Source organism: Actinotalea ferrariae, from assembly GCF_019733465.1.
Lineage (GTDB): Bacteria > Actinomycetota > Actinomycetes > Actinomycetales > Cellulomonadaceae > Actinotalea > Actinotalea ferrariae_A.
Window position 1 is genome coordinate 17539 of sequence record NZ_JACVQL010000050.1, and the last position, 23030, is coordinate 40568.

31 protein-coding genes are annotated in these 23030 nt (G+C 73.0%); 16 read left to right on the top strand and 15 right to left on the bottom strand.

Going from position 1 to position 23030, the window contains the following annotated elements:
* Positions 1-65 precede the first annotated feature (65 nt).
* From ICW40_RS04200 to ICW40_RS04215, 4 genes are all read right to left on the bottom strand, one after another.
* The gene (locus ICW40_RS04200) at positions 66-326 is read right to left on the bottom strand and encodes a hypothetical protein (RefSeq protein ID WP_221652578.1); all 261 of its coding nucleotides are present in this window, start codon (positions 324-326) and stop codon (positions 66-68) included.
* The gene (locus tag ICW40_RS04205; protein WP_221652579.1) at positions 323-1537 is read right to left on the bottom strand and encodes a C2 family cysteine protease; all 1215 of its coding nucleotides are present in this window, start codon (positions 1535-1537) and stop codon (positions 323-325) included. Before ICW40_RS04205 ends, ICW40_RS04200 begins: the two co-directional genes overlap by 4 nt.
* Positions 1534-1851: a hypothetical protein gene (locus ICW40_RS04210; protein ID WP_221652580.1), complete on the bottom strand. Its 318-nt coding sequence runs from the start codon at positions 1849-1851 to the stop codon at positions 1534-1536. The genes ICW40_RS04205 and ICW40_RS04210 overlap by 4 nt, the downstream gene beginning before the upstream one ends.
* Positions 1852-1988: 137 nt before the next feature.
* Positions 1989-2663 (bottom strand): PadR family transcriptional regulator, encoded by a 675-nt coding sequence (locus ICW40_RS04215; protein ID WP_221652581.1) that lies wholly within the window; start codon positions 2661-2663, stop codon positions 1989-1991.
* Positions 2664-3058: 395 nt separating this feature from the next.
* Between ICW40_RS04215 and ICW40_RS04220 the strand changes: the two genes are divergently transcribed.
* Positions 3059-3739 carry a GOLPH3/VPS74 family protein gene (locus ICW40_RS04220; RefSeq protein WP_221652582.1) on the top strand — a complete coding sequence of 227 codons (681 nt, stop codon included), beginning with the start codon at positions 3059-3061 and terminating at the stop codon, positions 3737-3739.
* Between the two features lie 49 nt (positions 3740-3788).
* Here ICW40_RS04220 and ICW40_RS04225 read toward each other — a convergent pair whose 3' ends face one another.
* Positions 3789-4106 carry a hypothetical protein gene (locus ICW40_RS04225; protein WP_221652583.1) on the bottom strand — a complete coding sequence of 106 codons (318 nt, stop codon included), beginning with the start codon at positions 4104-4106 and terminating at the stop codon, positions 3789-3791.
* A gap of 57 nt (positions 4107-4163) precedes the next feature.
* Positions 4164-4751, bottom strand: coding sequence for a DUF1349 domain-containing protein (locus ICW40_RS04230; protein WP_221652584.1), 588 nt, complete (start codon positions 4749-4751; stop codon positions 4164-4166).
* 151 nt (positions 4752-4902) lie between these two features.
* Between ICW40_RS04230 and ICW40_RS04235 the strand changes: the two genes are divergently transcribed.
* Entirely contained in the window at positions 4903-5370 is a 468-nt protein-coding gene (locus ICW40_RS04235; RefSeq protein WP_221652585.1) for a hypothetical protein, read from the top strand.
* A 21-nt stretch (positions 5371-5391) separates the two neighbouring features.
* Here ICW40_RS04235 and ICW40_RS04240 read toward each other — a convergent pair whose 3' ends face one another.
* A complete protein-coding gene (locus tag ICW40_RS04240; protein WP_221652586.1) occupies positions 5392-5871 on the bottom strand; it encodes a TIGR00725 family protein in 480 nt (159 codons plus the stop codon).
* A 105-nt stretch (positions 5872-5976) separates the two neighbouring features.
* On the opposite strand from ICW40_RS04240, the gene ICW40_RS04245 reads away from it, so the two are divergent.
* From ICW40_RS04245 to ICW40_RS04265, 5 genes are read left to right on the top strand one after another with little or no spacing between them, the layout of a single operon-like run.
* On the top strand, positions 5977-6270 hold the full coding sequence (locus tag ICW40_RS04245; protein WP_221652587.1) for a hypothetical protein: 294 nt from the start codon (positions 5977-5979) through the stop codon (positions 6268-6270).
* An 11-nt stretch (positions 6271-6281) separates the two neighbouring features.
* On the top strand, positions 6282-7463 hold the full coding sequence (locus ICW40_RS04250; RefSeq protein WP_374199128.1) for a putative T7SS-secreted protein: 1182 nt from the start codon (positions 6282-6284) through the stop codon (positions 7461-7463).
* Between the two features lie 17 nt (positions 7464-7480).
* Positions 7481-7882: an SCO4402 family protein gene (locus tag ICW40_RS04255; RefSeq protein WP_221652589.1), complete on the top strand. Its 402-nt coding sequence runs from the start codon at positions 7481-7483 to the stop codon at positions 7880-7882.
* A gap of 54 nt (positions 7883-7936) precedes the next feature.
* Positions 7937-8218 carry a hypothetical protein gene (locus tag ICW40_RS04260; RefSeq protein WP_221652590.1) on the top strand — a complete coding sequence of 94 codons (282 nt, stop codon included), beginning with the start codon at positions 7937-7939 and terminating at the stop codon, positions 8216-8218.
* On the top strand, positions 8215-8610 hold the full coding sequence (locus tag ICW40_RS04265; protein ID WP_221652591.1) for a hypothetical protein: 396 nt from the start codon (positions 8215-8217) through the stop codon (positions 8608-8610). The genes ICW40_RS04260 and ICW40_RS04265 overlap by 4 nt, the downstream gene beginning before the upstream one ends.
* A 27-nt stretch (positions 8611-8637) precedes the next feature.
* Here ICW40_RS04265 and ICW40_RS04270 read toward each other — a convergent pair whose 3' ends face one another.
* Positions 8638-9084 (bottom strand): nitroreductase family deazaflavin-dependent oxidoreductase, encoded by a 447-nt coding sequence (locus tag ICW40_RS04270; RefSeq protein WP_221652592.1) that lies wholly within the window; start codon positions 9082-9084, stop codon positions 8638-8640.
* A gap of 158 nt (positions 9085-9242) precedes the next feature.
* On the opposite strand from ICW40_RS04270, the gene ICW40_RS04275 reads away from it, so the two are divergent.
* The gene (locus ICW40_RS04275) at positions 9243-9923 is read left to right on the top strand and encodes a GOLPH3/VPS74 family protein (RefSeq protein ID WP_221652593.1); all 681 of its coding nucleotides are present in this window, start codon (positions 9243-9245) and stop codon (positions 9921-9923) included.
* A gap of 141 nt (positions 9924-10064) precedes the next feature.
* Here ICW40_RS04275 and ICW40_RS04280 read toward each other — a convergent pair whose 3' ends face one another.
* Positions 10065-11342, bottom strand: a complete 1278-nt coding sequence (locus ICW40_RS04280; RefSeq protein ID WP_221652594.1) for a multidrug effflux MFS transporter — start codon at positions 11340-11342, stop codon at positions 10065-10067.
* A 57-nt stretch (positions 11343-11399) separates the two neighbouring features.
* Positions 11400-12020, bottom strand: coding sequence for an L-threonylcarbamoyladenylate synthase (locus tag ICW40_RS04285; protein WP_221652595.1), 621 nt, complete (start codon positions 12018-12020; stop codon positions 11400-11402).
* Positions 12021-12152: 132 nt separating this feature from the next.
* Between ICW40_RS04285 and ICW40_RS04290 the strand changes: the two genes are divergently transcribed.
* From ICW40_RS04290 to ICW40_RS04300, 3 genes are all read left to right on the top strand, one after another.
* Positions 12153-12758 (top strand): DUF6318 family protein, encoded by a 606-nt coding sequence (locus ICW40_RS04290; RefSeq protein WP_260458768.1) that lies wholly within the window; start codon positions 12153-12155, stop codon positions 12756-12758.
* Positions 12759-13033: 275 nt separating this feature from the next.
* Entirely contained in the window at positions 13034-13621 is a 588-nt protein-coding gene (locus tag ICW40_RS21415) for a PKD domain-containing protein (RefSeq protein WP_221652597.1), read from the top strand.
* 107 nt (positions 13622-13728) lie between these two features.
* A complete protein-coding gene (locus ICW40_RS04300; RefSeq protein WP_221652598.1) occupies positions 13729-14040 on the top strand; it encodes a ribosomal maturation YjgA family protein in 312 nt (103 codons plus the stop codon).
* On the opposite strand, the gene ICW40_RS04305 is transcribed toward ICW40_RS04300, so the two are convergent.
* Complete coding sequence (locus ICW40_RS04305; protein ID WP_221652599.1) at positions 14012-14632, bottom strand: class I SAM-dependent methyltransferase; 621 nt, start codon at positions 14630-14632, stop codon at positions 14012-14014. The genes ICW40_RS04300 and ICW40_RS04305 overlap by 29 nt on opposite strands.
* 76 nt (positions 14633-14708) lie before the next feature.
* On the opposite strand from ICW40_RS04305, the gene ICW40_RS04310 reads away from it, so the two are divergent.
* Positions 14709-15719 carry a S66 family peptidase gene (locus ICW40_RS04310; protein WP_221652600.1) on the top strand — a complete coding sequence of 337 codons (1011 nt, stop codon included), beginning with the start codon at positions 14709-14711 and terminating at the stop codon, positions 15717-15719.
* A gap of 36 nt (positions 15720-15755) precedes the next feature.
* Here ICW40_RS04310 and ICW40_RS04315 read toward each other — a convergent pair whose 3' ends face one another.
* The gene (locus tag ICW40_RS04315; protein ID WP_221652601.1) at positions 15756-16622 is read right to left on the bottom strand and encodes a siderophore-interacting protein; all 867 of its coding nucleotides are present in this window, start codon (positions 16620-16622) and stop codon (positions 15756-15758) included.
* A 99-nt stretch (positions 16623-16721) separates the two neighbouring features.
* Here ICW40_RS04315 and ICW40_RS04320 point away from each other — a divergent pair, with 99 nt between their 5' ends.
* Genes ICW40_RS04320 through ICW40_RS04335 form a run of 4 tightly spaced genes read left to right on the top strand, consistent with a single transcriptional unit; the run spans position 16722 to position 20589 of the window.
* Positions 16722-17714, top strand: a complete 993-nt coding sequence (locus tag ICW40_RS04320) for a siderophore ABC transporter substrate-binding protein (protein ID WP_221652602.1) — start codon at positions 16722-16724, stop codon at positions 17712-17714.
* A 1-nt stretch (position 17715) separates the two neighbouring features.
* The gene (locus ICW40_RS04325) at positions 17716-18789 is read left to right on the top strand and encodes an ABC transporter permease (RefSeq protein WP_308121622.1); all 1074 of its coding nucleotides are present in this window, start codon (positions 17716-17718) and stop codon (positions 18787-18789) included.
* Positions 18779-19834, top strand: a complete 1056-nt coding sequence (locus ICW40_RS04330; protein WP_308121623.1) for an iron chelate uptake ABC transporter family permease subunit — start codon at positions 18779-18781, stop codon at positions 19832-19834. Before ICW40_RS04325 ends, ICW40_RS04330 begins: the two co-directional genes overlap by 11 nt.
* Positions 19831-20589, top strand: coding sequence for an iron ABC transporter ATP-binding protein (locus ICW40_RS04335; protein ID WP_221652603.1), 759 nt, complete (start codon positions 19831-19833; stop codon positions 20587-20589). Before ICW40_RS04330 ends, ICW40_RS04335 begins: the two co-directional genes overlap by 4 nt.
* 78 nt (positions 20590-20667) lie before the next feature.
* Here the strand turns inward: ICW40_RS04335 and ICW40_RS04340 are convergent, their stop codons facing one another.
* From ICW40_RS04340 to ICW40_RS04350, 3 genes are all read right to left on the bottom strand, one after another.
* Positions 20668-21492 (bottom strand): siderophore-interacting protein, encoded by an 825-nt coding sequence (locus ICW40_RS04340; RefSeq protein WP_221652604.1) that lies wholly within the window; start codon positions 21490-21492, stop codon positions 20668-20670.
* Between the two features lie 152 nt (positions 21493-21644).
* Positions 21645-22220: a hypothetical protein gene (locus tag ICW40_RS04345; protein WP_221652605.1), complete on the bottom strand. Its 576-nt coding sequence runs from the start codon at positions 22218-22220 to the stop codon at positions 21645-21647.
* 300 nt (positions 22221-22520) lie between these two features.
* Positions 22521-22979 carry a hypothetical protein gene (locus tag ICW40_RS04350; RefSeq protein ID WP_221652606.1) on the bottom strand — a complete coding sequence of 153 codons (459 nt, stop codon included), beginning with the start codon at positions 22977-22979 and terminating at the stop codon, positions 22521-22523.
* Between the last annotated feature and the right edge of the window lie 51 nt (positions 22980-23030).

Sequence of the window (23030 nt, forward strand, 5' to 3'; positions counted from 1 at the left end):
GCCGATGAGGACCATCGCGACGACGACCGCGACGGCGATCCACGGGGCCGCCTTGCGGGCGTTCCTCACGGAGCCGCCGTGATCTCGAGCGCGACGGACGGGCGACGTCGGCCGACCGGGCCGACGCCCGCCAGGTGCAGCATCCTGCCGTCCGGCAGCTGGTGCGGGACGCCGGTGCGCAGCCGGACGTCCGTCGTCGCGGGGAAGGACCCGATGCGGACCGCGGCGTAGGGGCCGGCGTCGTCCGTGCCGGCGTCGGTGACGGCGAGGCGGACCTCGCCCTGGAGGTGCTGCGTCCCCGCCTCGAGGACGATCCGGTCGCTCACTTGCCGTCCCCCGTGCTCGCGATCTGGTGGAAGATCCGCGTGAAGTCGTCCTCGGAGATGCGGATCGGGCCGCCGCCGTCGGCGCCGTTGTCCCTGCCCCAGGGGTTCATCAGCACGACGTCACCGTTCTTCTCGACGCTCACGATCGTGTAGGCGTGCGAGCCGACGATGTCGACGTTGACGGTCTGCATGGTCCCGTCCGGTCCTGGGCGCTGCGCCTCGACCGGCCACATGCCTTCCTTCTTGCCCTCGCGCGTGGCGGCCACGAGCTGGTCGCCGTCCCTGACGTCGTCGCGGATGTCGTCCCAGTCCCAACCGAGGAGCGTGCGGTCCTCGTAGACCTTCGTGTCCTTGCCCGTGAGGAGCTCGAGGGCGTCGGCGGGCCAGCCGCCGTCGTTCAGGTCGTTGAACTGGAGGTGCTGGTTCACGGCGTTCTCGAAGATCGAGACGATGCCTGGGTCGCCGTTCTCGAGCGCGCCGTTCTGCTGGGCGCGGTCGACGAAGTAGACGACCTCCTTGCCGTCGACGTGGAGCGTGACCCAGTAGCCGCCGCGGTCGGGATCCCAGCGCAGGTTGTCGCGCAGCAGCTGGTCGCCCTCGTCGGTCTGCATGAGCGCCATGAGCGATGCGAGCAGGTAGCAGTCGCCGATGCTGCCCTGCGACACGTCCAGGGGGTCGTAGGGCGACGTCCCGTCGAGGCCGCCGGGGATCGGGACGGTGGGCAGCGACGGGGCCGGCGGCCATCCCGCGGGCGGCCACGTGAGCCCCGGCAGGTTCGTCGAGTCGGACGCGATCAGGGCGTAGAGCTGGTCGGCCGCGTGGATCGCGAACTGCTCGCGCTTGTGCGCCGCGACGGACAGGTCGTTCATCGACTTGGCGATCAGGGTCAGCGCGGTGACGTCGATCGGGTTGGCCCGCCACGCGTCCCAGCCCTGCACGACGGCCGTGCGTGCGGCTGCGATCTCGGTGTCGCACGCCTCCATCTCGCCCGCGTAGCGCTCGAGGGTCAGGCCGGCCCGCATGAGGTCGGTGCCGTGGTGGTCCACCTCGGCGGAGAGCTTCTGGCGACGGTCGCGGAACCCGTCGGCCGCCGAGCCCTCCCACGTCTCGACGTCGAGGCCGTCGATCGCATCGGAGGACGTCATGCCGATCTCGCCGGCGGTCGTGAGGATGGTGGCCGCGGCGCGGACCTGGCCCGGGCTGCCGTTCATCGCGGCCCCACCCCGAAGAGGCGGCCGAGGAGCTTGCCGAGGTTCGCCTCGGCGATCGCGTCGGCGGCCTGGTAGGCGAGGCGGCAGGAGTCGATGGTCGTCCCGACGCCCTTCGTGCCCTCGACGACGGCGTCGTGGCGCTCGTTGAACGCGCTCACGACCTGGTCGACGGCGCCTGCGAGGTACGCGTAGCCGTAGCTGCCGGCGCCCTTCGGCAGGCCGCTCAGCCGAGCGGGGCCGAGATCCGTGGCCACGGCGCGGAACGCGTCCGCGGTCTTGCTCATGTCGGCGTAGTCCACCTCGAGGTCGCTCACGGTGGTGAGCGTAGGGCGTCGGTGCCCGCCGGGTCAGGGGCCGGAGGGATGGTGGTCGTGCAGATCTCGTGCGGGTACGACGAAGGCCCCCGGACCGGTGGTCCAGGGGCCCTCGTCGTCGGTGCTGGCGCCGGCGGTCACGACTCCGTGGCGGAGTCGTCGGCGAGCAGCCGGTACAGCTCCTTGCGCGTCCGGGTGAGCAGCTCGCTCGCCGCGGTGTGCTGGGCCGGCGTGCCGACCTTCGCCACCTGCGCGACGGCGTCCTTGAGCGCCATGATCTCCTGCCGCAGCGCGAGCGCCGAGGCCGGGTCGAAGCCCGCCGTCGTCCACGGGGTGCCGAGGCTCGCCCGGTTCTCGTCGACGTACGCCGTGCCCTGCGCGGTGAGGGATGCCGTGCGGCGGCCCTCGACCCGCTCGATGGTCACGAGGCCCTCGTCCTCGAGGGCCTGGAGCGTCGGGTAGACCGAGCCGGGGCTCGGGGTCCAGGAGCCCGAGCTGCGCTCGGCGATCTCCTGGATGAGCTCGTAGCCGTGCCGCGGCTGCTCGTCGAGCAGCAGCAGGATCGCGGCGCGGACGTCACCGCGGGCGCGGGGTCCGCGGCCGCGGCGTCCGCCGAAGGGCGGACCGAAGCCCGGTCCGAAGCCGGGACCGAAGCCCGGGCCGGGACCGCGGCCGGGGCCGCGATGGCCGTGGCCGTGCGGGCCGCCGCGGTGACCGCCGAAGCCCTCCTCGAAAGCGGGGGGCTCGAAGCGGAAGCGGAGCTCGCCGCCGTCGCGGCGCGAGCGCTGGGGGTGATGGGAGTGGTTCCTCATGGGAGTGTCCTTTCGTTCGACACGCTCACGATATATCGGCAACCCATCGTCGACAACCCCTGGAGGTGAACGTCTTCACTCGACACCTCCCCGTGCGACGGGCCCGCCGCCGCGGCGCCGCTACAAGGCCGGAGGCCGACGTGATCGACGACACACCGATGTCACGCAGATTTCACCCGGGAGGGGGTGCGCTCGGAGGCTGCGCGGCCCAAGATGTCTTGACATCGAGAGATCGTTGTCACGAGGGAAGGGGCATCCCATGAACGAGAACGAGACGACCCACGACGTCGCCGTCGAGCGCGAGGTCTGGACGAGCGTCAGCAACCCCAACCGCACGCGCGTCTGAGGCACGGGTCGCGGCGCGGTCGGGCGCCGCACGCGTCTACCGTGGGCGCATGATCCTCGCCGACGACGTCCTGCTGCTGCTCACCGACGACACCTCGGGGCGCCCGGCTGAGAAGGGCGTCCGGCTCGAGAACGTGGTGGCGGGCGGCGTCCTCGCCGAGCTGCTCGCGCTCGGTCGCCTGCGGGTGACCGGGCCGGGGGAATCCGTGCGTGCCGGCCGCGTCGTCGTGCAGAGCGCGGAGCCGGTGGGCGACCCCCTGCTGGACGAGGCGCTCCGACGGGTCGCGAACGGGACCCCCAAGGCGCCGCACACCCTCCTCGCCCACCTGCGTCCCGGCCTGCTCGAGGGGGTGCGTGCGCGCCTCGTCGACCGGGGCGTGCTCCGGGAGGAGAACGGCACGGTCCTCGGCCTCTTCCCGCGCACGTCCTGGCCCGCGGAGGACGCGACGCACGAGACGCATCTGCGCGAGCGCCTCCGCGCCGTGCTGGCCGACGGTCAGGAGCCGGACCCGCGCGAGGCGGGCGTCGTCGCCCTCCTGCACGCGGTGAACCGGGTCCAGAACGTGCTCGGCGACCTCGGTGTGCCCGGGGCCCAGGTGCGTTCGCGCGCCGCAGCCGTGGCGCAGGGGCACATCGCGGCCGACGCCGTCCGGCGTGCGAACACCGCCGCGGCGCGTCCGAGCGACGCGGCGATGCTCGCCGCAGAGATCGGTGTCGCCGGGATCGGCTGACCGGCCAGGACGCTCCCCAGGGGGAACCGCTGGGTCTCGCTCCGGAGGCTCAGGCGGCGACGCGCCGGCGCGGCCGGTCGACCAGCCCCGCGGTGACGGCGGCGAGGGCGGCGGCCACGAGGAGCACGGACGGCCAGGGCCCCAGCACGTCGGCGAGCAGGTGCGATGCCGCGAAGCACAGCCCGCCGGCCAGCACGACGACGACCAGGCGCCAGGGCGCCGCCCTGCGCGCCTCGCGCGCGACGCACCACGCGACCCCCAGCAGCAGGACCGCCGCCCCGGCGACGCGGACCCCGCTGAGCTGGGCGACGGCGAAGCCGAGGACCAGGGTCGCTGCGGCGATCAGGGCGGTGGGGACGCGACGCACGTCGGCCAGGCTACGTCGGCCCGCGCGTGGCCTGTGCGCCGGCCGTGCGCACGAGGGTCAGTGCAGCGCGGCGTCGGCCTCGCCGACGGCCCACCGCCGGAAGCGCACGACGAGGCCGGACCGCGTCGGCGCGCAGCAGAAGGGCCCCGCGGCCACGTCGGCGTCGGGCGGGAACGGCGCGACGCGCACGAGGCGGAACGGCTCGTCGGCGACGCGTGCGCGGATCGTGACGGCGTCGCCGCTCCGGCTCGCGCGGACGGTGACCTCGCGCCCCGCCCAGTCGGGGACAGGACCGACGGACCAGTCGGACCGCCCGATCGTCACCACCGCTCCCAGCTGGGGCGTCCCGTCGGCGTGCTCGACGCCGGCCTTGATCCAGGTCTCGACGTCGGCCCGGACGAAGACCCCGGCCTGGTCGAACTGCTCCGTGAAGTCCGCGACGAAGGTGACCTCGACCGCCGTGCCGGGCGCGAGCGGGGCGAGGAGCGCGTGCTCGTCCTCGTGCACGAACCCGTAGGCCGTGTGGCGCCACGCGTCGCTGGACTCCGCGGCCTCCACCAGCAGGTCGTCACCCTCATCGACGGCCGAGACCGGCGCGGTCGTCCACCGGCCGTCGGCCCAGGGGACCGTGCGGAGCGAGCTCATCGGGCGGCCATCCCTCGCGAGCGGTCCGCGGGGACGTGCCGTCGGGCCTCATTTGTCACCATGCTGCCCAGCCTGCCAGGGCCCACCGACATGATCGACCGCGGGGCACGGTTCGCCGGGCGCGTCGGAGCCCGCCGCTACGGTGGCGCGCATGGACCCGACGGATGCCACCACCCGCCCCCGCACCGGGCGCGTGCTCGGCTGGGCGCTCGGGTGCGTGCTCGTCGCCGTCCTGCTCGGGATCGCGGTGGGCGTCCTGGTGACGCTTGCCATGAACGCGCTCGTCTCGGACGAGGCGACGAACGGCTGGGCCGGCCTGGCGGCCGTCGTCGTCGGTGTGCTGGCCGGCGTGGTCACGGCGATCGTCAGCTGGGTGGTCGGCCTGGTGATCGGCGCGCGGCGCTACTTCCCGCGGGGCAGTCGGATCCCCGCCGTCCTGCTGACCCTCGGCACGGCCGCCGTCGGGTCCGCGGCGGTCATCGCGCTCCTCGATGCCGCCGGTGTGAGCGGTGGTGCGGTGACGGGCAGCGAGACGAACGTGCTGGTCATCGTGGCTGTCGTCGCGCTGTCGGCCGCCGTCTTCCCGTGGTGGGAGCGGCGGCTGAGCCGACGCACCTGATCCGGGACCGGGCGCCGCGGCTCAGCGCAGGGCCGCGGCCACCGCGTCGAGGGCGTCCTCGAGGGTGCTCGCCGTCGTGAGGTTCGGCGCCTCCGGCATGCCCGGCGGCAGGGGATCGGTGAGCGGCCACGTGCCCAGCGTGACGACGGGGACGCCCGTGCGGACCGCGAGCGCGAGCTCGCTGAGCGTGCCCCAGCTGCCACCGATGCACAGCACGACGTCGGCGGCCCGCACGAGGAGGGCGTTGCGCATCTCGCCCATGCCGGTCGGGATCGCGACGGTGACGTAGGGGTTGGCGGCGGCGCGGTCGCCCCCGGGCAGCAGGCCGACGACGACGCCGCCGGACTCCGACGCCCCCAGGGCGGCGGCCTCCATGACGCCGCCGAGCCCGCCGCCGACGACGACGTGCCGGTGGTCGGCCGCCCATCGCCCGGCCGCACGGGCGGCGTCGCGTTCCGCGTCCGTCGCCGACCCAGGACCGCTGATCGCGACGTACGCCATGTCTGCCTCCCTCTCGTCCTGAGGTTATCCACAGATCGCCGAGCGCTCCCGGCGGGGTGTCGCCGGTAGCCGGTAGACAGTCCCGACGCATCGCGAGGGGGAGTCATGGGGCACGGGTTCGAGGTCGACTGGGACGTGCTGGGCGCGGCGGGCAGCCGCCTGCTGCGCGTGGCCGACGACGTGCCGACGCTCACCGCCGGCCTCTCCGGTGCCGGCTCGTACGGGCACGCCGTGCTCGCGGCGTCGGCGCGCGGGCTGACCGAGGCGCTCGGGCACCAGCAGCTCCGGCTCGGCCGCGCCCTGGAGGGGCTGGGCGACGGCCTGCGCGACTCGGCGCGGAACTACAGCGACGCCGACGCCGGAGCAGCGGTGAACCGTGTCGAGATGTACCTGAGGTGACGGCCACGCAGGTGCGCGCCTTCGGCAGCGCGACCGCTCTGCGTGCCGATGTCGACCGGCTGCGCCGTCGTGCGGACGCGGCCGAGCGCCTGGCGCGGGCGGTGCGCGGGACCGACGTCGGCTCGTGGACCGGTGAGGCCGCCGACGCGTGCGCCGAGGCCATGGCTGACGCGGCGCGGAACTTCCTCCGTGCCGCCGACGACGCCCTCGGCGCCGCCTCGGCCATGGACCGGCACGCCGCGGTGGTCGAATGGGCAGACGAGCGACTGGCGGCGGCGGTGCCCACGAGCGCCGCCGATGCGGACGAGCTGCTCGACGACCTGCGGACCGTGGTCGACCGGTCAGCGCGCTCGGCGGCGGCCGCGCTCGACGCGATCGCGGACGGCATCGAGCGCATGCCGGACGTGTGGGACCTGATGCGCTTCGCCCGCGAGCGGTACTGGGGCGGGATCGGCGACACGCTCGGCGCCATGGTCGAGAACTCCTGGCAGGTCCAGCTGTTCCGCCAGATCACGGACCCGGCCGGCCAGGCGGCAGAGCAGCAGGCGATGAGTCAGGCGCTGTGGGCCGGCCTGCGTGAGGACCCCGTCGGGCTCGCCAAGGACATGGCGGACTGGGACACCTGGCGCACCGACCCGCTGCGGGCGCTCGGCCGTCAGGTCCCGGACATCATCGTGAGCGCGGCGACGGCCGGCACCGGCACGGCAGCGGCGGCTGGTGCTCGGGTCGCGCGGTCCGCGGAGGCGGCAGGGCGGGCGTCCGCCGTGTCAGCGAAGGACCTCGCGAGGCCCGGCCCCCGCGGCACACTCGCGCGCGCGACTGCGGCAGGCCACGACGCAGCAGGGCAGCGTTCGCCAGGATGGATGACGCCCGAGGGGTGGCCCGTACCCGAATGGCTCGCTGACGCGGCGCGACGCATCCCCGAGGAATGGGGTGTTGGTGCCCCGAACAAGAAGGGCATCGGATTTCGGTGGTACTCCCCGGACTACCAGTCACACGGAGTTCGCGTCGACGAGGGGCATCCATCGAGTCCGTTCCCGACCCAGCAGATCCACCACGTAGTTGTCCGGAAGGACGGAGCCGTCTTGGGGCGCGACGGACTACCTTTGACCTCGAGCGTCGCCGTGGAAGCCGAGCGAAGCCACATCCCCCTATCCGAGTGGATGACCTGGTCCGATTGGGGAACGCCGTGAGAGCCGTTGCTTTCCCGATGATGCGCCTGGAGATCGCCACCGCGGTCGCGTCACTGTCGGACCTCGAGTATCAGCAGCGGGTATGGGTTGGCAAGGAGTGGCCGGTCGAGGAGTATTACGACAACGTCGAGCGAACCATTCAGTGGCTCTGCGAGGAAACCCCGGCGCTCGGTGAACCGGAGACACTTGTCGGCTCCATGCTGTTCGCCGAGGAGGTGTTGCCCATGTCCGCCCTCGCGGCGCAGTTGGCACCGATCATCGAGGACCTGGGCGCGGCTCCCGACGAGGCCTACCTGAACGATCCGCGCTGGCCCGGTGTCGTCGCTGCTGCCGCCCGGATGCGCGAGTTGCTCGAAAAGAACGGCGGCTTCCCGATGCCGGCGCGTGGGCTCGCGCCGCTGCCCCCGGCGCAGCCGTGACGCCCGGCGACGACCACGATGCACGGGGACGACCACGATGCACAGGAGCGCACGATGAAGGACGTGGCGTACCCCGCGATGCGCCTTCAGGTGGTCTTCCCCGACGAGGTCTTGCCCATGACCGCGCTCGCGGCACATCTCATTCCTGTGGTCGAGGACGTCGGCATGGTCGAGAGCGCCGTGTACATCGCTGACCCGCGGTGGGAAGGCGTCGTCGATGCGGCGACGCGCGTGCGTGCTGCCATGGAGCGCAACGGCGGCTTCCCGATGCCCGCGCGCGGTCTCGCGCCGGTACCCCCGACGCCGCCCGCGGGGGATCCGGCGGGCGACTCATGACACCTCACGACGTGTGGGAGCTCGTTCTCCTCAACAGCGTCGAGGAGGACGCCCCGCTCTGGCAGATCTTGTGGGACATGAACTGCACGTTCCCCGACGTCGCGCCCGAGGAGCGGCGGCGGGCGGCGGGGGAGGCCGTCATCGCGATGACCGAGGCAGGCCTCGTGGAACTCGGCTGGGGAACACTCTTCGCCGGCGCAGTCACACCGGTCGCCGTCGACGACCCTCACCGTGTGGTCGAGCAGGACGACATGTGGACGCCCGTCGACAACCATGCGCGGACGGTCCTCGCAAATGCGACCTCGTTCGGTCGGGAGTGCTTCCAGCGACCAGACGGCAAGGCGGTGCTGGAGGCGATCTTCACGGCAGGTCGCGGCAGTGACGAGACGTGAGCGCCGCCGACCGGCTGGAGCACTCGCTCAGGCCTGCGACTCCATCGGCGTCAGCACGAACACCGGGATGAGTCGGTCGGTCTTGGTCTGGTACTCGGCGTAGTCGGGCCACACCTCGACAGCACGGGCCCACCAGGCGTCGCGCTCCTCGCCCGACGCCTCGTGCGCCTGGTAGTCCTTCTTGACCGCCCCGTCCTGCAGCTCGACGTGCGGGTTCGCGACGAGGTTGTGGTACCAGGTCGGGTGCTCGGGAGCGCCACCCTTGGACGCGACGACGGCGTACTCGCCGTCGTGCTCGACGCGCATGAGCGGCGTCTTGCGGAGCTTGCCGGACTTCGCGCCGACCGACGTCATGACGATGATCGGAACGCCGCGCAGCGTGTTGGCCTTCTCGCCGTTCGAGGCCTCGAAGGTCTCGGCCTGCTTGCGGGCCCAGTCGGACGTGGAGGGTGCGTACTCACCGGTCAGAGGCATGCTTCAGCCAACCACGTCCGACGTCGTGCGCATTCCGAGCGGGCGAGGCCGCCTGGGGCTCAGCCCTGACCTGCTCCGTCGCGCGGCGGATGCCGAGCGCCGAGAGATTCCGTCGCTCGACCGGTGCCAGGTCGGCCCGGGCTGCCTAGCGTGGACCCATGCTGATCGCCGAAGACCTGATGCTTCTGCTGCTTGACCCGGCAGGCCGCCCGCGGCCTGACAGCACCAAGCTCGGCCTGGGTCTCGCGGGTGCCGTGATGCTCGACCTCGCGCTGCTCGAACGCGTCGGGGTCGCGGACGCCGGGGAGCGCGTCAAGGCCGGCCGGGTCATCGTGTTCGACGCGACCCCCACGGGCGACCCGCTGCTCGACGAGGCGATGCGGATCTTCGGCGAGCGGGAGGGGCGCAAGCCGCAGGACGTGCTGCCCAAGGTCGCGAAGGGGCTGAAGGGTGCGGTGCTCGACCGGCTCGTAACCGCGGGCCTCGTGCAGCACGTCGAGGGGCGCACGCTCGGCATCTTCCCGACGCACTCGTGGCCGGCGACCCACGCGCACGGCGCCAACCCGTTCCTCGAGGGCATCCGGTCCGTGCTCGTGCACGGGCGCACCCCGACGGACCGCGAGGCGTCGCTCATCTGCCTGCTGCAGGCGCTCGACTGCGTCCCGGCTGTGGTGGGCGACGTCGGCCTGCCCAAGCGCGAGCTGCGTCGACGCGCCAAGGCCGTGCGGCCCGACGACACCGCCGGTGTCGCAGTGCGCAAGGCCATCGAGGCCGTGCAGGCCGCGTCGATGGCCGCGATCACCGCTGCCACTGCGGCAGGCGCGGCCAGCAGCGGCTGACGTCCGCCCGCCCGCGGGGAACCCCCTCCAGGATGTGCGGCGCATGGTGCTGGTGAGGCGGGCGCGACTGATGAGCCGCCGGTCGGGGCGACGTGCGCCTCATCCGTCACAAGCGCCGCACATCTCGGGCCGTGCGACGCGTCAGTCGGCGGAGACCAGCGCCGGGCCGGGCACCTCGAGGTCCGCCGGAGCGGCCGCCCGGACCGCCGTGTCCCGTCGCCACGTGCGCGAGACCCCGACGAGGAGGAGCGCGCCGGTGACGATGACGCCGAACATGACGACCGCCATCGCGAGCGCGGTCTGGCCGAAGAGGCCGGTGATCGGCGCGATCAGGGCACCGATACCGAACTGCATCGACCCGAGCAGTGCCGCGGCGCTCCCGGCCCGGTGCCCGTTCGCCGCGAGGGCGATCGCCGGCACCGACGGGAACACGAACCCGGCCGTCCCGAGGATCGGCACGAGCAGCGCGACGAGCGGCACGAGGCCGCCGTCGGCCAGGGCGACGGCGACGAGCGCCGCGGAGAGCACGACGCCCACGGCGACGGTGACCGTGAGGATCCGCTCCGCCGAGACACGTCCGACGAGGAAGCCGTTGACCTGGCTGCCGATGGTGATCGCCAGCGACCCGGCGCCGAAGATGAACCCGAACTCCTGGGGGTTCAGGTCGAAGCCCTCCTGGAACACGAACGTCGAGGAGCTGACGTAGGTGAACAGGGCGGCGATGTAGAAGCCGGACAGGAGCGCGAGGCCCATGAACGGGCGGTCCGTGACGAGGCCCCAGTACGAGTGCAGCGCGGCGCGCGTGCCGCCGGTGCGTCGGCGGTCAGCGGGCAGCGACTCCTTCAGCACGAACAGCACGAGGGCCAGCAGCAGCACGCCGAAGCCCGCGAGCACGCCGAACATCAACCGCCACGAGCCCAGCCGCAGCAGCTGCGCACCGATGGTCGGCGCGAGGATCGGGGCGAGGCCGACGACGAGCATGAGCCTCGCCATCACCTTGCCCATGGCCACGCCCTCGTAGCGGTCCCGCACGATCGCCATCGACACGACCATCCCGGCCGACGCCGCGAAGCCCTGCACGAAGCGGAGCGCTGCCAGGACCTCAACCGACGGGGTCGCCATGATCGCCGCCGACGCGACGACGTAGACGGCCAGCGCGGCGATGAGCGGCGGGCGACGCCCGAACGCGTCGGACACCGAGCCGATGAGCAGCTGCCCAAGTGCCAGGCCCGCGAGCGTCGCCGTGATGGTCAGCTGGACGCTCGCCGCCGTCGTGCGGAGCTCGGTCGTGATCTCGGGGAACGCGGCCAGGTACAGGTCGATCGTGAGAGGGCCGATCGCCGTCAGCGACGAGACGAGGAGGACGAAGCCCGCGCTCACGCGCTGTCGTGCCGGGGCGGCGTCGGCGAGAGTGGTCATGACGGCGCAACATCAGGACGAATCGGCAGCATTCCCGCATCCCGACGGGTGGACGGTTCAGAAGCGCCCCGGGTCGCCGGCTCCCTCGCGGACGACCTCCGGGTAGCCCTCGGACCAGTCGACGACCGTGGTCGGCACGGTCCCGCAGTCGCCCGCGTCCACGACGGCGTCGACCACGTGGTCGAGCTCCTCCTTGATGGGCCAGCCCTCGGTGAGCGGCTCCTCGTGGTCCGGGAGCAGCAGGGTGCTCGACAGCATCGGCGTGCCCAGCTCGCGCACGAGCGCCATGGCCACGGGATGGTCCGGGATGCGCACGCCCACCGTCTTCTTCTTGGGGTGCGCGAGCCGCCGCGGCACCTCCTTGGTCGCCGGGAGGATGAATGTGTACGGACCCGGCGTGGCCGCCTTGATGGCGCGGAACGCCGAGTTGTCGAGGATGACGAACTGCCCGAGCTGCGCGAAGTCGGCGCACATGAGCGTGAAGTGGTGGCGGTCGCCCAGGCCGCGGATGCGCTTGATGCGGTCGCCGCCGGTCGGGCTGTCGAGGCGCGCGCCGAGCGCGTAGCAGGAGTCCGTCGGGTAGGCGATGAGCGCGTCCTGGTCCCGCAGGAGCGCGGTGAGCTGGGCGATGCTGCGAGGTTGCGGGTTCTGGGGATGGACGTCGAAGTAGCGCGCCACGGTGCCTCCTCGGTCGACGCGGTCACGCTACCGCCGGTGCCCCGGCCGGGCGACGTGCACGACGGCGGTCGTCCACAGGCGCTCGTACGGCCGTACCGCGCGCCTGGTGCCCGTTGCTAGGGTCCCGTGACCATGGACGGGCGGGCGATTCGCGGTGATGTGCGCCGTTTCCGCGCGCGTCTGGCGGGTCTGGTCCTGGTGGGGGTCGTGGCCGTCGGCGGCTGCACGCCGTCGGACCCAGACCCGACGCCGTCGCCGGACGTGACGACCGCGAGCCCGACGCCGACTCCCAGCCCGACGGCCGAGGCGCTGAGTCCGCCGGAGCGGCCGGCGGAGATGGATCTGGTAGACGAAGCCGGAGCGGTTGCAGCCGCTCGCTATTTCATGGAGCTGTTCGGCTACCTCCTCCGTTCCGGCGACGCCGTGGAGTGGGACACGGTGAGCGGACAGAGCTGTGACTTCTGCGCCAACGCCAAGGCGCGAGCGACCGAGGTCTACGGCGCGGGTCACGTCATCGACGGCGGCGCGCTGACCACCGGCGATGCCGCCGTTCTCGGGCATGACGCTGCGATCAACACCTACGCCGTCGAGGTGGAGTACCAGTTCGCCGCCGGAGCGCGGCGGGACGCGGACGGTGGCGTCGTTGAGGAGATCGATGCCGAAGCCGGGACTGCGGTTCTGGATGTGACCCCCTCGTCGCGCGGCTGGATCCTCGTCGAGGGAAGCGGCGGATCGTGAGGCGCACGACGGTCGGTTGTCTCGTCGGCTTGCTCGTCGCCGTCAACAGCAGTGCCGCAGCGGCCGACGGAGGAGGGCAGTGGTACGACGCCGTCGCCGGCGAGGAATCCGTCGTCGTCGGCGGTAAGAGGTCGGACGATCCGGTAGTTCAACCGATCAGCACGAGGCCCAGTCCTGAACCTCATGTCTATGAGCGCATTCCCCGCGCCTTCTGCGGTACCGGCGATGCTTCGGCCACCCCGGGGAGAGCTTGCGTCGACGACACGGCATCCGGTGTGGTCGACGTGGTGTGCGCGGACGGCGCTGAGTCCCTCGACCCGCTGTACCGGCGGGACGTCGACCCGGTCACCGGCGAGGGCGTCGGTCCGTGGGTGCAGGTGGACGACGGTGGTTGCCCGGAGGACGTGGCGCCGACGATCGTGCTGAGCGCGGAGGAGTTCCGGCGGTTGCCTCTGACGGCGTCGGTGCCGTCGTTCCAGCCGGGCGACGGTCGCGGGCTGGTGAACATGGACCTGATCGCGTTCACCGACCCCGCGCCGCAGGTGCTCACGACGTCGGTGCTCGGTGTGCCGGTGACGGTCCGGGCGACGCCGGCGCAGTTCAGCTGGGACTTCGGCGACGGGTCGGCTCCCTTCGTCACGTCGGACCCTGGCCGGCCGTGGCCGGACCACACCGTCGGGCACCCCTACGCGCGGCCGGGCTCGTACTCCGTGCAGCTCACGACGACGTGGACCGGGGAGTACCAGGTCGACGGCGCCGGCCCGTGGCTCGTCGTCGACGGCACCGCCCAGACCACCTCGCCGCCCTTCCCGGCGACGGTCGAGGAGGCGCGAGCCCGCCTCGTCGCCGGAGCGCAGCCCTGACCACAGAGCCCTCGGGCCCCGAAGCGGACGGACAGCGGGGCTCCCAAGCGCGCCGTCGGCTCGTGCTCGCCGCGGCGGCGGTCACCGTCGTCGCGGCGGGACTTGCGGTGTCACGCGCCGACGGCCTCGCGGCAGACCTCGTGGGTGGTGCCCTGTACACCGCGCTGCTGTACGTCCTCGTGGCCGTCCTCGCCCCGCGCGCCCGCTCCCGGGTCGTCGGGCTCGCCGCCTTCGGGCTCAGCGCGGCCGTCGAGCTACTTCAGCTCACCGACGTGCCGCGCACCCTCGTCGAGCAGGCGCCGCCGCTCGCCTACGTGCTCGGGAGCACCTTCGTGGCGACGGACCTCGCCGCCTACGCCGTCGGCGCGCTCGCGGCCACGGCCGTGGACGTCACCGTCCGCGGTCGCCGCCCGGGCTGAGCACCGCCACCAGGAAGTCGGAGTCCGGCTCGAGCGGGCGCAGGTCCCAGGTCGACAGCGCGACGTCGACCCGCAGGCCCGCGGCGCGCGCGTCGTCGAAGAACTGCGGGAACGGGTAGCCGCGTCCGGCGCCGAAACCGACGACGACCCGGCCTGCCGGCGCGACCGCGGCGCCCAGTCGCCGCAGGACCTCCACCTCGGTGCCCGGCGCGACGAAGGTCATGACGTTGCCCGCGCACACGGCGACGTCGAACGGCTCGGTGATGCCGTGCGTACCGACGTCGAGCTCGGCCAGGTCGCCGACCAGCCACGTCGCGTCGGGATGGTCCTCGCGCGCGGCGTCGATCAGGACCGGGTCGACGTCGACGCCCACCACCGTGTGCCCGCGGCGCGCCAGCTCACCGCCGACGCGGCCGGGGCCGCACCCCGCGTCCAGAACGCGCGAGCCGCGCCCCACCATGGCGTCGACCAGCCGCGCCTCGCCGTGGAGGTCGGCGCCCTCGGCCGCCATCGTCCGGAACCGCTGCACGTACCAGTGCGAGTGCTGCGGGTCCGCCTCGACCCTGGCTTCCCACCGCGTCGGCTGTCGCATGTGCCCGACCGTACGACAGGAACGCCTGCGCCGTTGCCGGCATAGCGGAGAGGGACGTGCTGGCACGATGCTGCGCATGCTCCAGTTCCCGGCTCCCGTCAGGCGCGGCGATCGCATCGGCGTCACATCTCCATCGGCCGGGGTCACGGGCCCAGCGGCGGCGCGCATCGACTTCTGCATCAGGTGGCTGCGCGAGGCCGGGTTCGACGTCGTGGTCGGAGAGCTCATGGACGGCACCGGCATCACATCCGGGCCGGCAGCAGACCGCGCCGCCGAGCTGACGGCGATGCTGTGCGACCCGACGATCCGGTGCGTCATCCCCCCGTGGGGCGGGGAGACGGCCATCGACATGGTCGACCTGCTCGACTGGGACGCTCTCGCCGTCGCTGAGCCGACCTGGCTCGTGGGGTTCTCCGACCTCTCGACGCTGCTGCTCCCGCTCACGACCCGGCTGGGCTGGGCGACGGTGCACGGGGACAACCTCGCCGACACCCCGTACGAGCAGCCGGAGGGGCTGCTGAGCTGGCTCGAGGTGGTCGCCGGCACCGGTCCGCACCGACAGCGGGACTCCGGCTTGATCACCGACTGGTGGCGGTTCGAGGAAGATCCACGCGCAACGCGGTGGAAGACCGCCGGGGAGGGGCAGTGGGCGCTGCACGGGTCCGACTCGCTGCACGTCACAGGTCGGCTCATCGGCGGCTGCGTGGAGACGGTGTGCAACCTCGCAGGCACGCCGTACGGCGACGTCGCCGCGTTCGGTCGTGCGCACGCGGAGGACGGGCTCATCGTCTACGTCGAGGTGGCCGGTCACGACGCGGCGACGATCTGCCGCAACCTCCACGGCCTTCGCCTCGCCGGCTGGTTCGACCACGCACGGGCGGTCCTGGTCGGTAGGACGTCCGCGCCAGACCATCCCGACCTGTCGCAGCGAGAGGCCGTCCTCGACGCCCTCGGTCGTCTGGAGATCCCGATCGTCTTCGACATGGAGATCGGTCATGTCCCACCCCACCTGCCGTTGGTCAACGGAGCGCTGGCGACGCTGACCATCGACGGCGATCTCCGTGAGATCGTGCAACGGCTCGGCTGACGAAGCCCGTCGGGGCAGGACGGTGGAGCTCGACCCTCAGGCGTCGGGGGAGTGGTGGTCGAAGTTGGCGACGCCGCGCCGCCAGTAGCCGGTCATCGCGTACGAGTCCCGGCCCATCCCCGCCGCGGCGAGGTGTGCGCGGATCGCGCGGACCGCCGACGCCTCGCCGGCCGCCCAGGCCCACAGCGACCCCGTCGGCGGCTGCACGAGCGCGGCGCCGACGGCGTCCTGCAGCAGCGTGGTGCCGCCCGCCGGCGTTCCGTTGCGGTACAGCCACGTCACCTCGGCCCGCACACCGCCGGGCAGGTCCACCTCGTGCCCCGGCTCGCCCACCTCGACGAACGCCCGGACGTACGCCTCCTCGGGCAGGCGGTCGAACCAGTTGAGCAGCGCCGGAACGCCGGTCTCGTCGGCCGCCAGCAGGTAGGTGTCGCGGTCGAGCGGCATGATCGCCGACCCGCGCGGTCCGAGCGTCCCGAGCACCTGACCAGGCTCCGCCTGCGCCGCCCAACGACCCGCCGGTCCGTGCTCGTGCACCACCATGTCGATCAGCAGCTCATCGCTGCCAGCTGCCACGGTCCGCACGGTGTAGTCGCGGTACACGAGGGTGGCGTCGTCCCGGTTGACCCAGCGGCCCTCGGTCAGCACGGGCATCGTCAGCTCGCTGCCCGGCTCCTCGGGGAAGAACACCTTCACGTGGTCGGCCGGCCCGTGCGCCTCGAAGCCGTCGAGGTCGGGGCCGCCCAGCGCGACCCGACGCATGGTCGGGCTCAGCTCCTCCACCCGCTGGACGGTGAGGCGTCGCGCTGCGAGCGGCAGCGGCACGCGGCGGACGACGTCGGCCGGCCGCTCGGCGAGCGCGGATGGCGCGGTGGTCCCAGGGGCAGTCGGTGCGGCGGTCATGGGTGCTCCGTCCGAGCGGGTTGCGAAGGCGTACGAAGGTTAGGCTAGCCTCACTTCGTCCCGAGTGAGGACACCCTTACCCAGCTCGAACGGAGCCTCATGACCTCGCACCGCCTCGCGTCCCGGCCCTCGCGCCGCATCGGACTCGCCGTCGTCGCACTGTCCGCCCTCGTCCTGAGCGCGTGCGCCACCCAGGCCGAGGACGTCGAGCCTGCCGACGACGCGGCCGTGTCCGCCGAGCCGGAGGCGCCCACGGAGCTGACCGTCACGCACGCCCAGGGCGAGACGACGGTGCCCGTGAACCCGGAGACGGTGCTCACCTTCGACCTCGCGACGCTCGACACGCTCTCCGAGCTCGGCGTCGGCGTGGACGGTCTGCCGAAGGCGAACCTGCCGGGGCACCTGGCGGAGTTCGACACCGACGACGTGCTCGACATCGGCACGCTCTTCGAGCCTGACTACGAGGCCGTCAACGCCGCGGCTCCGGACCTCATCATCGTCGCCGGCCGTTCCGCGGAGGCGCTGCCCGAGCTCGCGAAGATCGCCCCGACCATCGACCTCTCCAACGACTGGGCGGACTTCCGCGGGAGCGTCGAGGCGAACGCCGAGATCCTCGGCCAGATCTTCGACAAGGAGGACGAGGTCGCCGAGCTCGTCGCGGACCTGGACGCCGACATCGAGGCGGCCAAGGAGGCCGCGGCCGACGCGGGCACCGGTCTCATCGTCATGACGTCGGGCGGCGAGGTCACGGCCTACGGCCCCGGCTCGCGCTTCGGCTTCCTCCACGACGAGCTCGGCATGACGCCCGCGGTCGAGGACGTCGAGGCCGCGACCCACGGCGAGGCCGTGAGCTTCGAGTTCCTCGCCGAGACGAACCCCGACTGGTTGTTCGTCGTCGACCGTGACGCGGCCGTCGGCGAGAGCGGCGCGGCCGCCGAGCAGGTGCTCGACAACGAGCTCGTCGCCGGGACGACGGCGTGGTCGCAGGAGCAGGTCGTCTACGTCGACTCGATCGACTGGTACATCGTCAACGGCGGCCTCGGCACCCTGTCGCGCATGGTCGACCAGGTGACCTCGGCGCTCGCGGGCTGACGTGACGCTCGCAGCGCCTCGCCCGACGGCGATCGCGGTCGCGACGGCCACCCCCGCGGCACACGCCGCGCGGGGTGGCCGTCGGGGCCTGTTCGCCGGGGTCGCCGCGGGCGTCGTCGTGCTCTCGGCCGTCAGCCTGTTCGTGGGGGTCTCGGAGCTCACGCCCGCCCACCTCGTCCGCGCGCTCGCGGCGGCCGCGACCGGGACCGGCGACGCCGAGACGCAGCGCAGCGCGATGCTGCTGCTGGTCTCGCGCGTCCCGCGCACGGTCGCGGTGCTGCTCGCGGGCGCCGGGATGGCCGTCGCCGGGATGCTCATGCAGGTGCTCGTCCGCAACCGCTTCGTCGAGCCGTCGACGGCCGGCACGGTCGAGTCGGCCGTCCTCGGCATCCTCGTGGTGACGATCGTCGCGCCGGGTGTGCCGCTCATGGGGAAGATGGCGGTCGCCGCGGTGTTCGCGCTCGCGGGCACCGCCCTGTTCCTCCGCATCCTGCGCGCCGTCCCCCTGCGGTCGGTGCTCGTCGTGCCGCTCATCGGCCTCATGCTGGGCGGCGTCATCAGCGCGGCCACGACGTTCGTCGCCTACCGCACGGACCTGCTGCAGTCCCTCGGCTCGTGGACGACGGGCGACTTCTCCGGCGTGCTGCGCGGCCGGTACGAGCTGCTCTGGCTCACCCTTGCGCTCACCGTCGTCGCCTACGTCGCCGCCGACCGCTTCACCGTCGCGGGCATGGGCCGGGACGTCGCGACGACGCTGGGCCTGAGCTACCGCGCCGTGATGAACCTCGGCCTCGTCATCGTCTCGCTCGTCAGCGCGGTCGTCGTCGTGACCGTGGGGATGGTCCCGTTCCTGGGGCTGGTCGTGCCGAACGTCGTCTCGCGGCTGCTCGGCGACGACGTGCGGCGCACGGCGCCGTGGGTCGCGCTCCTCGGGGCGGGCCTCGTGCTCGTGTGCGACCTCGTGGGGCGCGTGGTCCGCTACCCGTACGAGATCCCGGTCGGCGTCGTCGTCGGCGTCGTGGGCAGCGTGCTGTTCCTGCACCTGCTGCTGCGCAGGGACGCGCGTGTCGCCTGACGCACCCGCCGCTCGGCCCACGACGACGTCGCGCACAGCGGCCGACGTCGTGCCCGCGCCGGCCGCCGGCGCGTCGGCAAGCACCGCGCCCGCCGACCGCAGGCCCGCCCGCGTCCTCGCCGTGCTCGGCCTCGTCGCCGCGCTCTGCGTCGTCGGCTTCCTCACCGTGGACGCGCGCGGCGCCTGGGACTTCGTGCTGCCCTTCCGGGGAGTCAAGGTCGTGGCGCTGCTGCTCGTCGCCTACGCGATCGCCGTCTCCACCGTGCTGTTCCAGACGGTCACCGAGAACCGGATCCTCACGCCGTCGATCATGGGGTTCGACGCGCTGTACGTCGCCCTGCAGACCGGCCTCGTGTTCGCCGTCGGGAGCGCGCGGCTCGCGGCGGTCGACCCGCACCTGCGGTTCGCGGTCGAGGTGCTGCTCATGGTGGGCCTCGCCGGGCTGCTGTTCCGCTGGCTCTTCACGGGCGCGCGGCGCAGCCTGCACCTCCTGCTGCTCGCCGGGATCGTCATCGGCGTGCTGCTGCGGAGCGTCTCGTCGTTCCTCCAGCGGCTCATCGACCCCAACGAGTTCGCCGTGCTCCAGGACGCGCTGTTCGCGAGCTTCAACGCCGTCGACACCGAGCTGCTCGGCCTCGCGGCGCTGCTCGTGGCCGGCGCGTCCGTGGTCGCCTGGCGCGAGCGCCGGGCGTACGATGTGCTCCTCCTCGGCCACCCGACCGCGACCGTGCTGGGCGTCGACCACGCGCGCACCGTCACGCGGGTGCTCGTCGTCGTCGCCGTGCTGGTCTCCGTCTCGACCGCGCTGGTCGGGCCGGTGACGTTCTTCGGCCTGCTCGTCGCGCACCTCGCCTACCAGCTGGTGGGCAGCCACCAGCACCGTCACGTCCTTCCCGCCGCCGCGCTCCTCGCGGCGATCACCCTGATCGGCGGTCAGGCGGTGCTCGAGCACGTGCTCGGGCTGGACACCGCGCTGAGCGTCGTCGTCGAGCTCCTCGGAGGTCTCGTGCTCCTCACCCTGCTGCTCCGCGAGGGCCGGCGATGATCCAGGTCAGCGGCGCCGTCAAGGCGTACGGCGACGTCCGGGTGGTCGACGGCGTGGACCTCGCGCTCGCGCCCGGCGGCATCACGTCGATCATCGGGCCCAACGGGGCCGGCAAGTCCACGCTCCTGAGCTGCGTCGCGCGCCTGCTCGACCTCGACGGCGGCACCGTGACGGTCGACGGGCTCGACGTGCACCGCACCGCGAGCGACGTCCTCGCGCGGCGCCTGTCGATGCTCCGCCAGGACAACCACCTGACGGCGCGCCTCACGGTCCGGGACCTCGTCGCGTTCGGCCGCTACCCGTGGAGCAAGGGCCGCCCGACGCCCGACGACGACCGCCTGGTCGCCGAGGCGCTGGCGTTCCTCGAGCTCGAGCCGTTCGCCGGCCGGTACCTCGACGAGCTCTCGGGCGGCCAGCGTCAGCGCGCGTTCGTCGCGATGGTGCTGTGCCAGGGGACCGACTACGTGCTGCTCGACGAGCCGCTCAACAACCTCGACCTGCGCCATGCGGTCGCGATGATGCGGCTGCTGCGCCGCGCGGCGGACGAGCTGGGCCGCACGGTCGTCGTCGTGCTGCACGACGTCAACGTCGCCGCCGCCTACAGCGACCACGTGGTCGCGATGCGGGACGGCGTCGTCGTGCACCAGGGGGCGCCGTCGACGCTCATGCGGACCGAGGTGCTCGCCGAGATCTACGACCTCGAGCTCGCGGTGCACCACCTCGACGGCCGTCCGGTCGCGGTCCCCGCCCTCTGACCCCGGCGACGCCCCGGTTCTGGAACCGATGCGACGCCCGGACGTCGCATCCGTTCCAGAACCGGTCGGAGCGGCACGTCAGGCGTTGGCCTCGGGGGACTTGTGGTCGAAGTTGGCCACGCCCAGGCGCCAGTAGCCGGTCATCGAGAGGGACTTGCGGTCGACGCCGCGCTCCGTGAGGTCGCGCCGGACCGCGCGGACCGCGCCGGCCTCGGCGCCCGCCCACACCCAGCCCGGGCCGCCGTCGGGCACGGGGAGGGCGGCGACGGCGTCCGCCAGCAGCCTCGTCGTGCCGGCCTCGGCGTCGCCGCGGTGCAGCCAGGTGACGTCCACGCCGGCGCGCTGCGGGAGCCTGACCTCGTCCTGCGGCCCGCCGACCTCGACGAACGCGTGCACGCGCGGCCCGGCGGGCAGCCGCTCGAGCCAGTTGGTCAGCGCGGGCAGGCCGGTCTCGTCGGCGACCAGGAGGTACCAGGCCCGGTCGGTCGGCCCGACCTTGGACGTCTTGGGGCCGAGCACGCCGAGCTCGCGCCCGACGTCGGCCTGGGCGGCCCAGCGTCCGGCGGGACCGTGCGCGTGGACGGCCATGTCGAGCACGAGCTCGTCCGACGACGGCACGTAGGTGCGGACCGTGTACTCGCGCACGACGTGGCGGGGGTCCTGCCGCCCGGACCAGTCGGCGAGCTCCGGGAGGACGAGGTCGCCGTCGGGCTCGGGCGGGAAGAAGACCTTGGCGTGGTCGCTCGGGCCGTGGCACTCGAAGCCGGCCAGGTCCGGGCCGCCGAGCGCGACGCGCCGGATCGACGGCGAGAGGTCGAGGACCCGCCGGACCGCCAGGCGGCGCAGCCGCAGGTCGAGAGGGATCTTCCGGACCGGCGAACCCGTCGCCGCATGTGCCGTCACCTCATGAGGCTAAGCCACCGCAGGGGAGCAGCGGTGCCGCCGGCTCCCCGCTGTCCTCGCGCTGCGGAGCCGCGTCCACCGCCGGCCGACGGTCGCGGCGTCCTGGGAAAGGTCGACGTCGTCGGACGACGTCGACCTTCCCCAGGAGCACGTCAGCGCTGCTGGAGCGCGTCGAGCGCGACGGCCATCGCGGCGGCGACGCGGCCGTCGAGGCGCGCACCCGGGACGTTGACCGTGTAGAAGTCGCGCAGGCCCCACTTGCGCTCCGAGGACATGACGAGGTTGCCCGCCGGGTCCTTGAAGTCGTAGTGGACGGCCAGGGGGATCGTGTCCTGCACGCGGCGCAGGATCGCGACGACCATGTTGCGCTCGGCGCCCGTGGCCGTGACGCCCGCGGCCTCGAGGTGGTACGTCGAGTTGAGCAGCGACGCCTTGAAGTCCTTGCGGAACTGGCCGATCGGCGTGCCCTGCGCGTCGAAGACGTCGTACGTGGCGGCGAGGTCGAGGCGCTTGCGGGCCTTGAACGAGAACACCGGGACGGTGCGCTGCTCGTCGGCGTAGAAGGTGACCTCCTCCTTGAAGGCCATGCGCTTCTGCTGCGCCATCGCGAGGATCGGGCCCTCCTCGCCGTTCGGGCCGAGGGCGCGGATCTCGTAGCGGTTGACCATCATCGTGTACCGCTGCTTGACGGCGAACCGGTCGAGACCGACCAGGGTCTGAGCGCTCACAGGTGTCCTTCCAGAAGGGGATGTGCCGGGTCAGGGTGGCACAGGGACGGCGCCGCCGGAACGAGCCGCGCGCGAGCGGGTGACGCCGGGCCTCGAGCTCCGACCCGCTACGCACGGCCGCCCGCTCGCCCGCCGCTCGCTCGTCCGCTCGCCACGAACATCCGTGCAGATGACCCGGATCGGGATCCCGGTCATCTGCGCACATGTTCGACAGGGGCGTTGCGGTTGGCGCTCTCGGGAGGCGGCGCGCAAGGGCGCCCGCGCGAGGGGCGCCACCATGGGAGCGGCACCAACGGCGGGTCAGTCGTCGGCGCAGACCCGGACCACGGGCGCGCCGTCCTCGATCTCGACCTCGAGGTCCACCTGGTCGACCGCCTTGCTGAACTCGACCTCGACCTCGGTCGGCTCCTCGGTCGACACCTCGTACGCCCACCCCGCGAACGGCTGGACCGCGCCGAGCGTCAGGGCCCCTTCGGACGCGGTCACCGTGACCGTGCCGGCCTCGGCGACCGTGTAGACGCCGTCCTCGCTCGCGGGCACGTCGACGCACGCTCCGGGCGCGGGGCTCGCGCCGCCGCCCGCGACGGCGGACGCGGACGGGCTCGCCTGCGCGTCGTCGCTGCCGTCCGGCAGCGGGGTCGGCTGGTCGTCGTCGTCGACGGTGGGCGCGATGCCGTCGCCGAGCTCGACCTCCTCGGGCGCGGTGGTGCAGCCCGTGAGGAGGATCAGCCCCGTGATCAGGGCCGCCAGAGTGCGCATGGTCTGAGCGAACCACGCGCGCGTGCCCCGAGCATCCGGACCCGAGGCGCT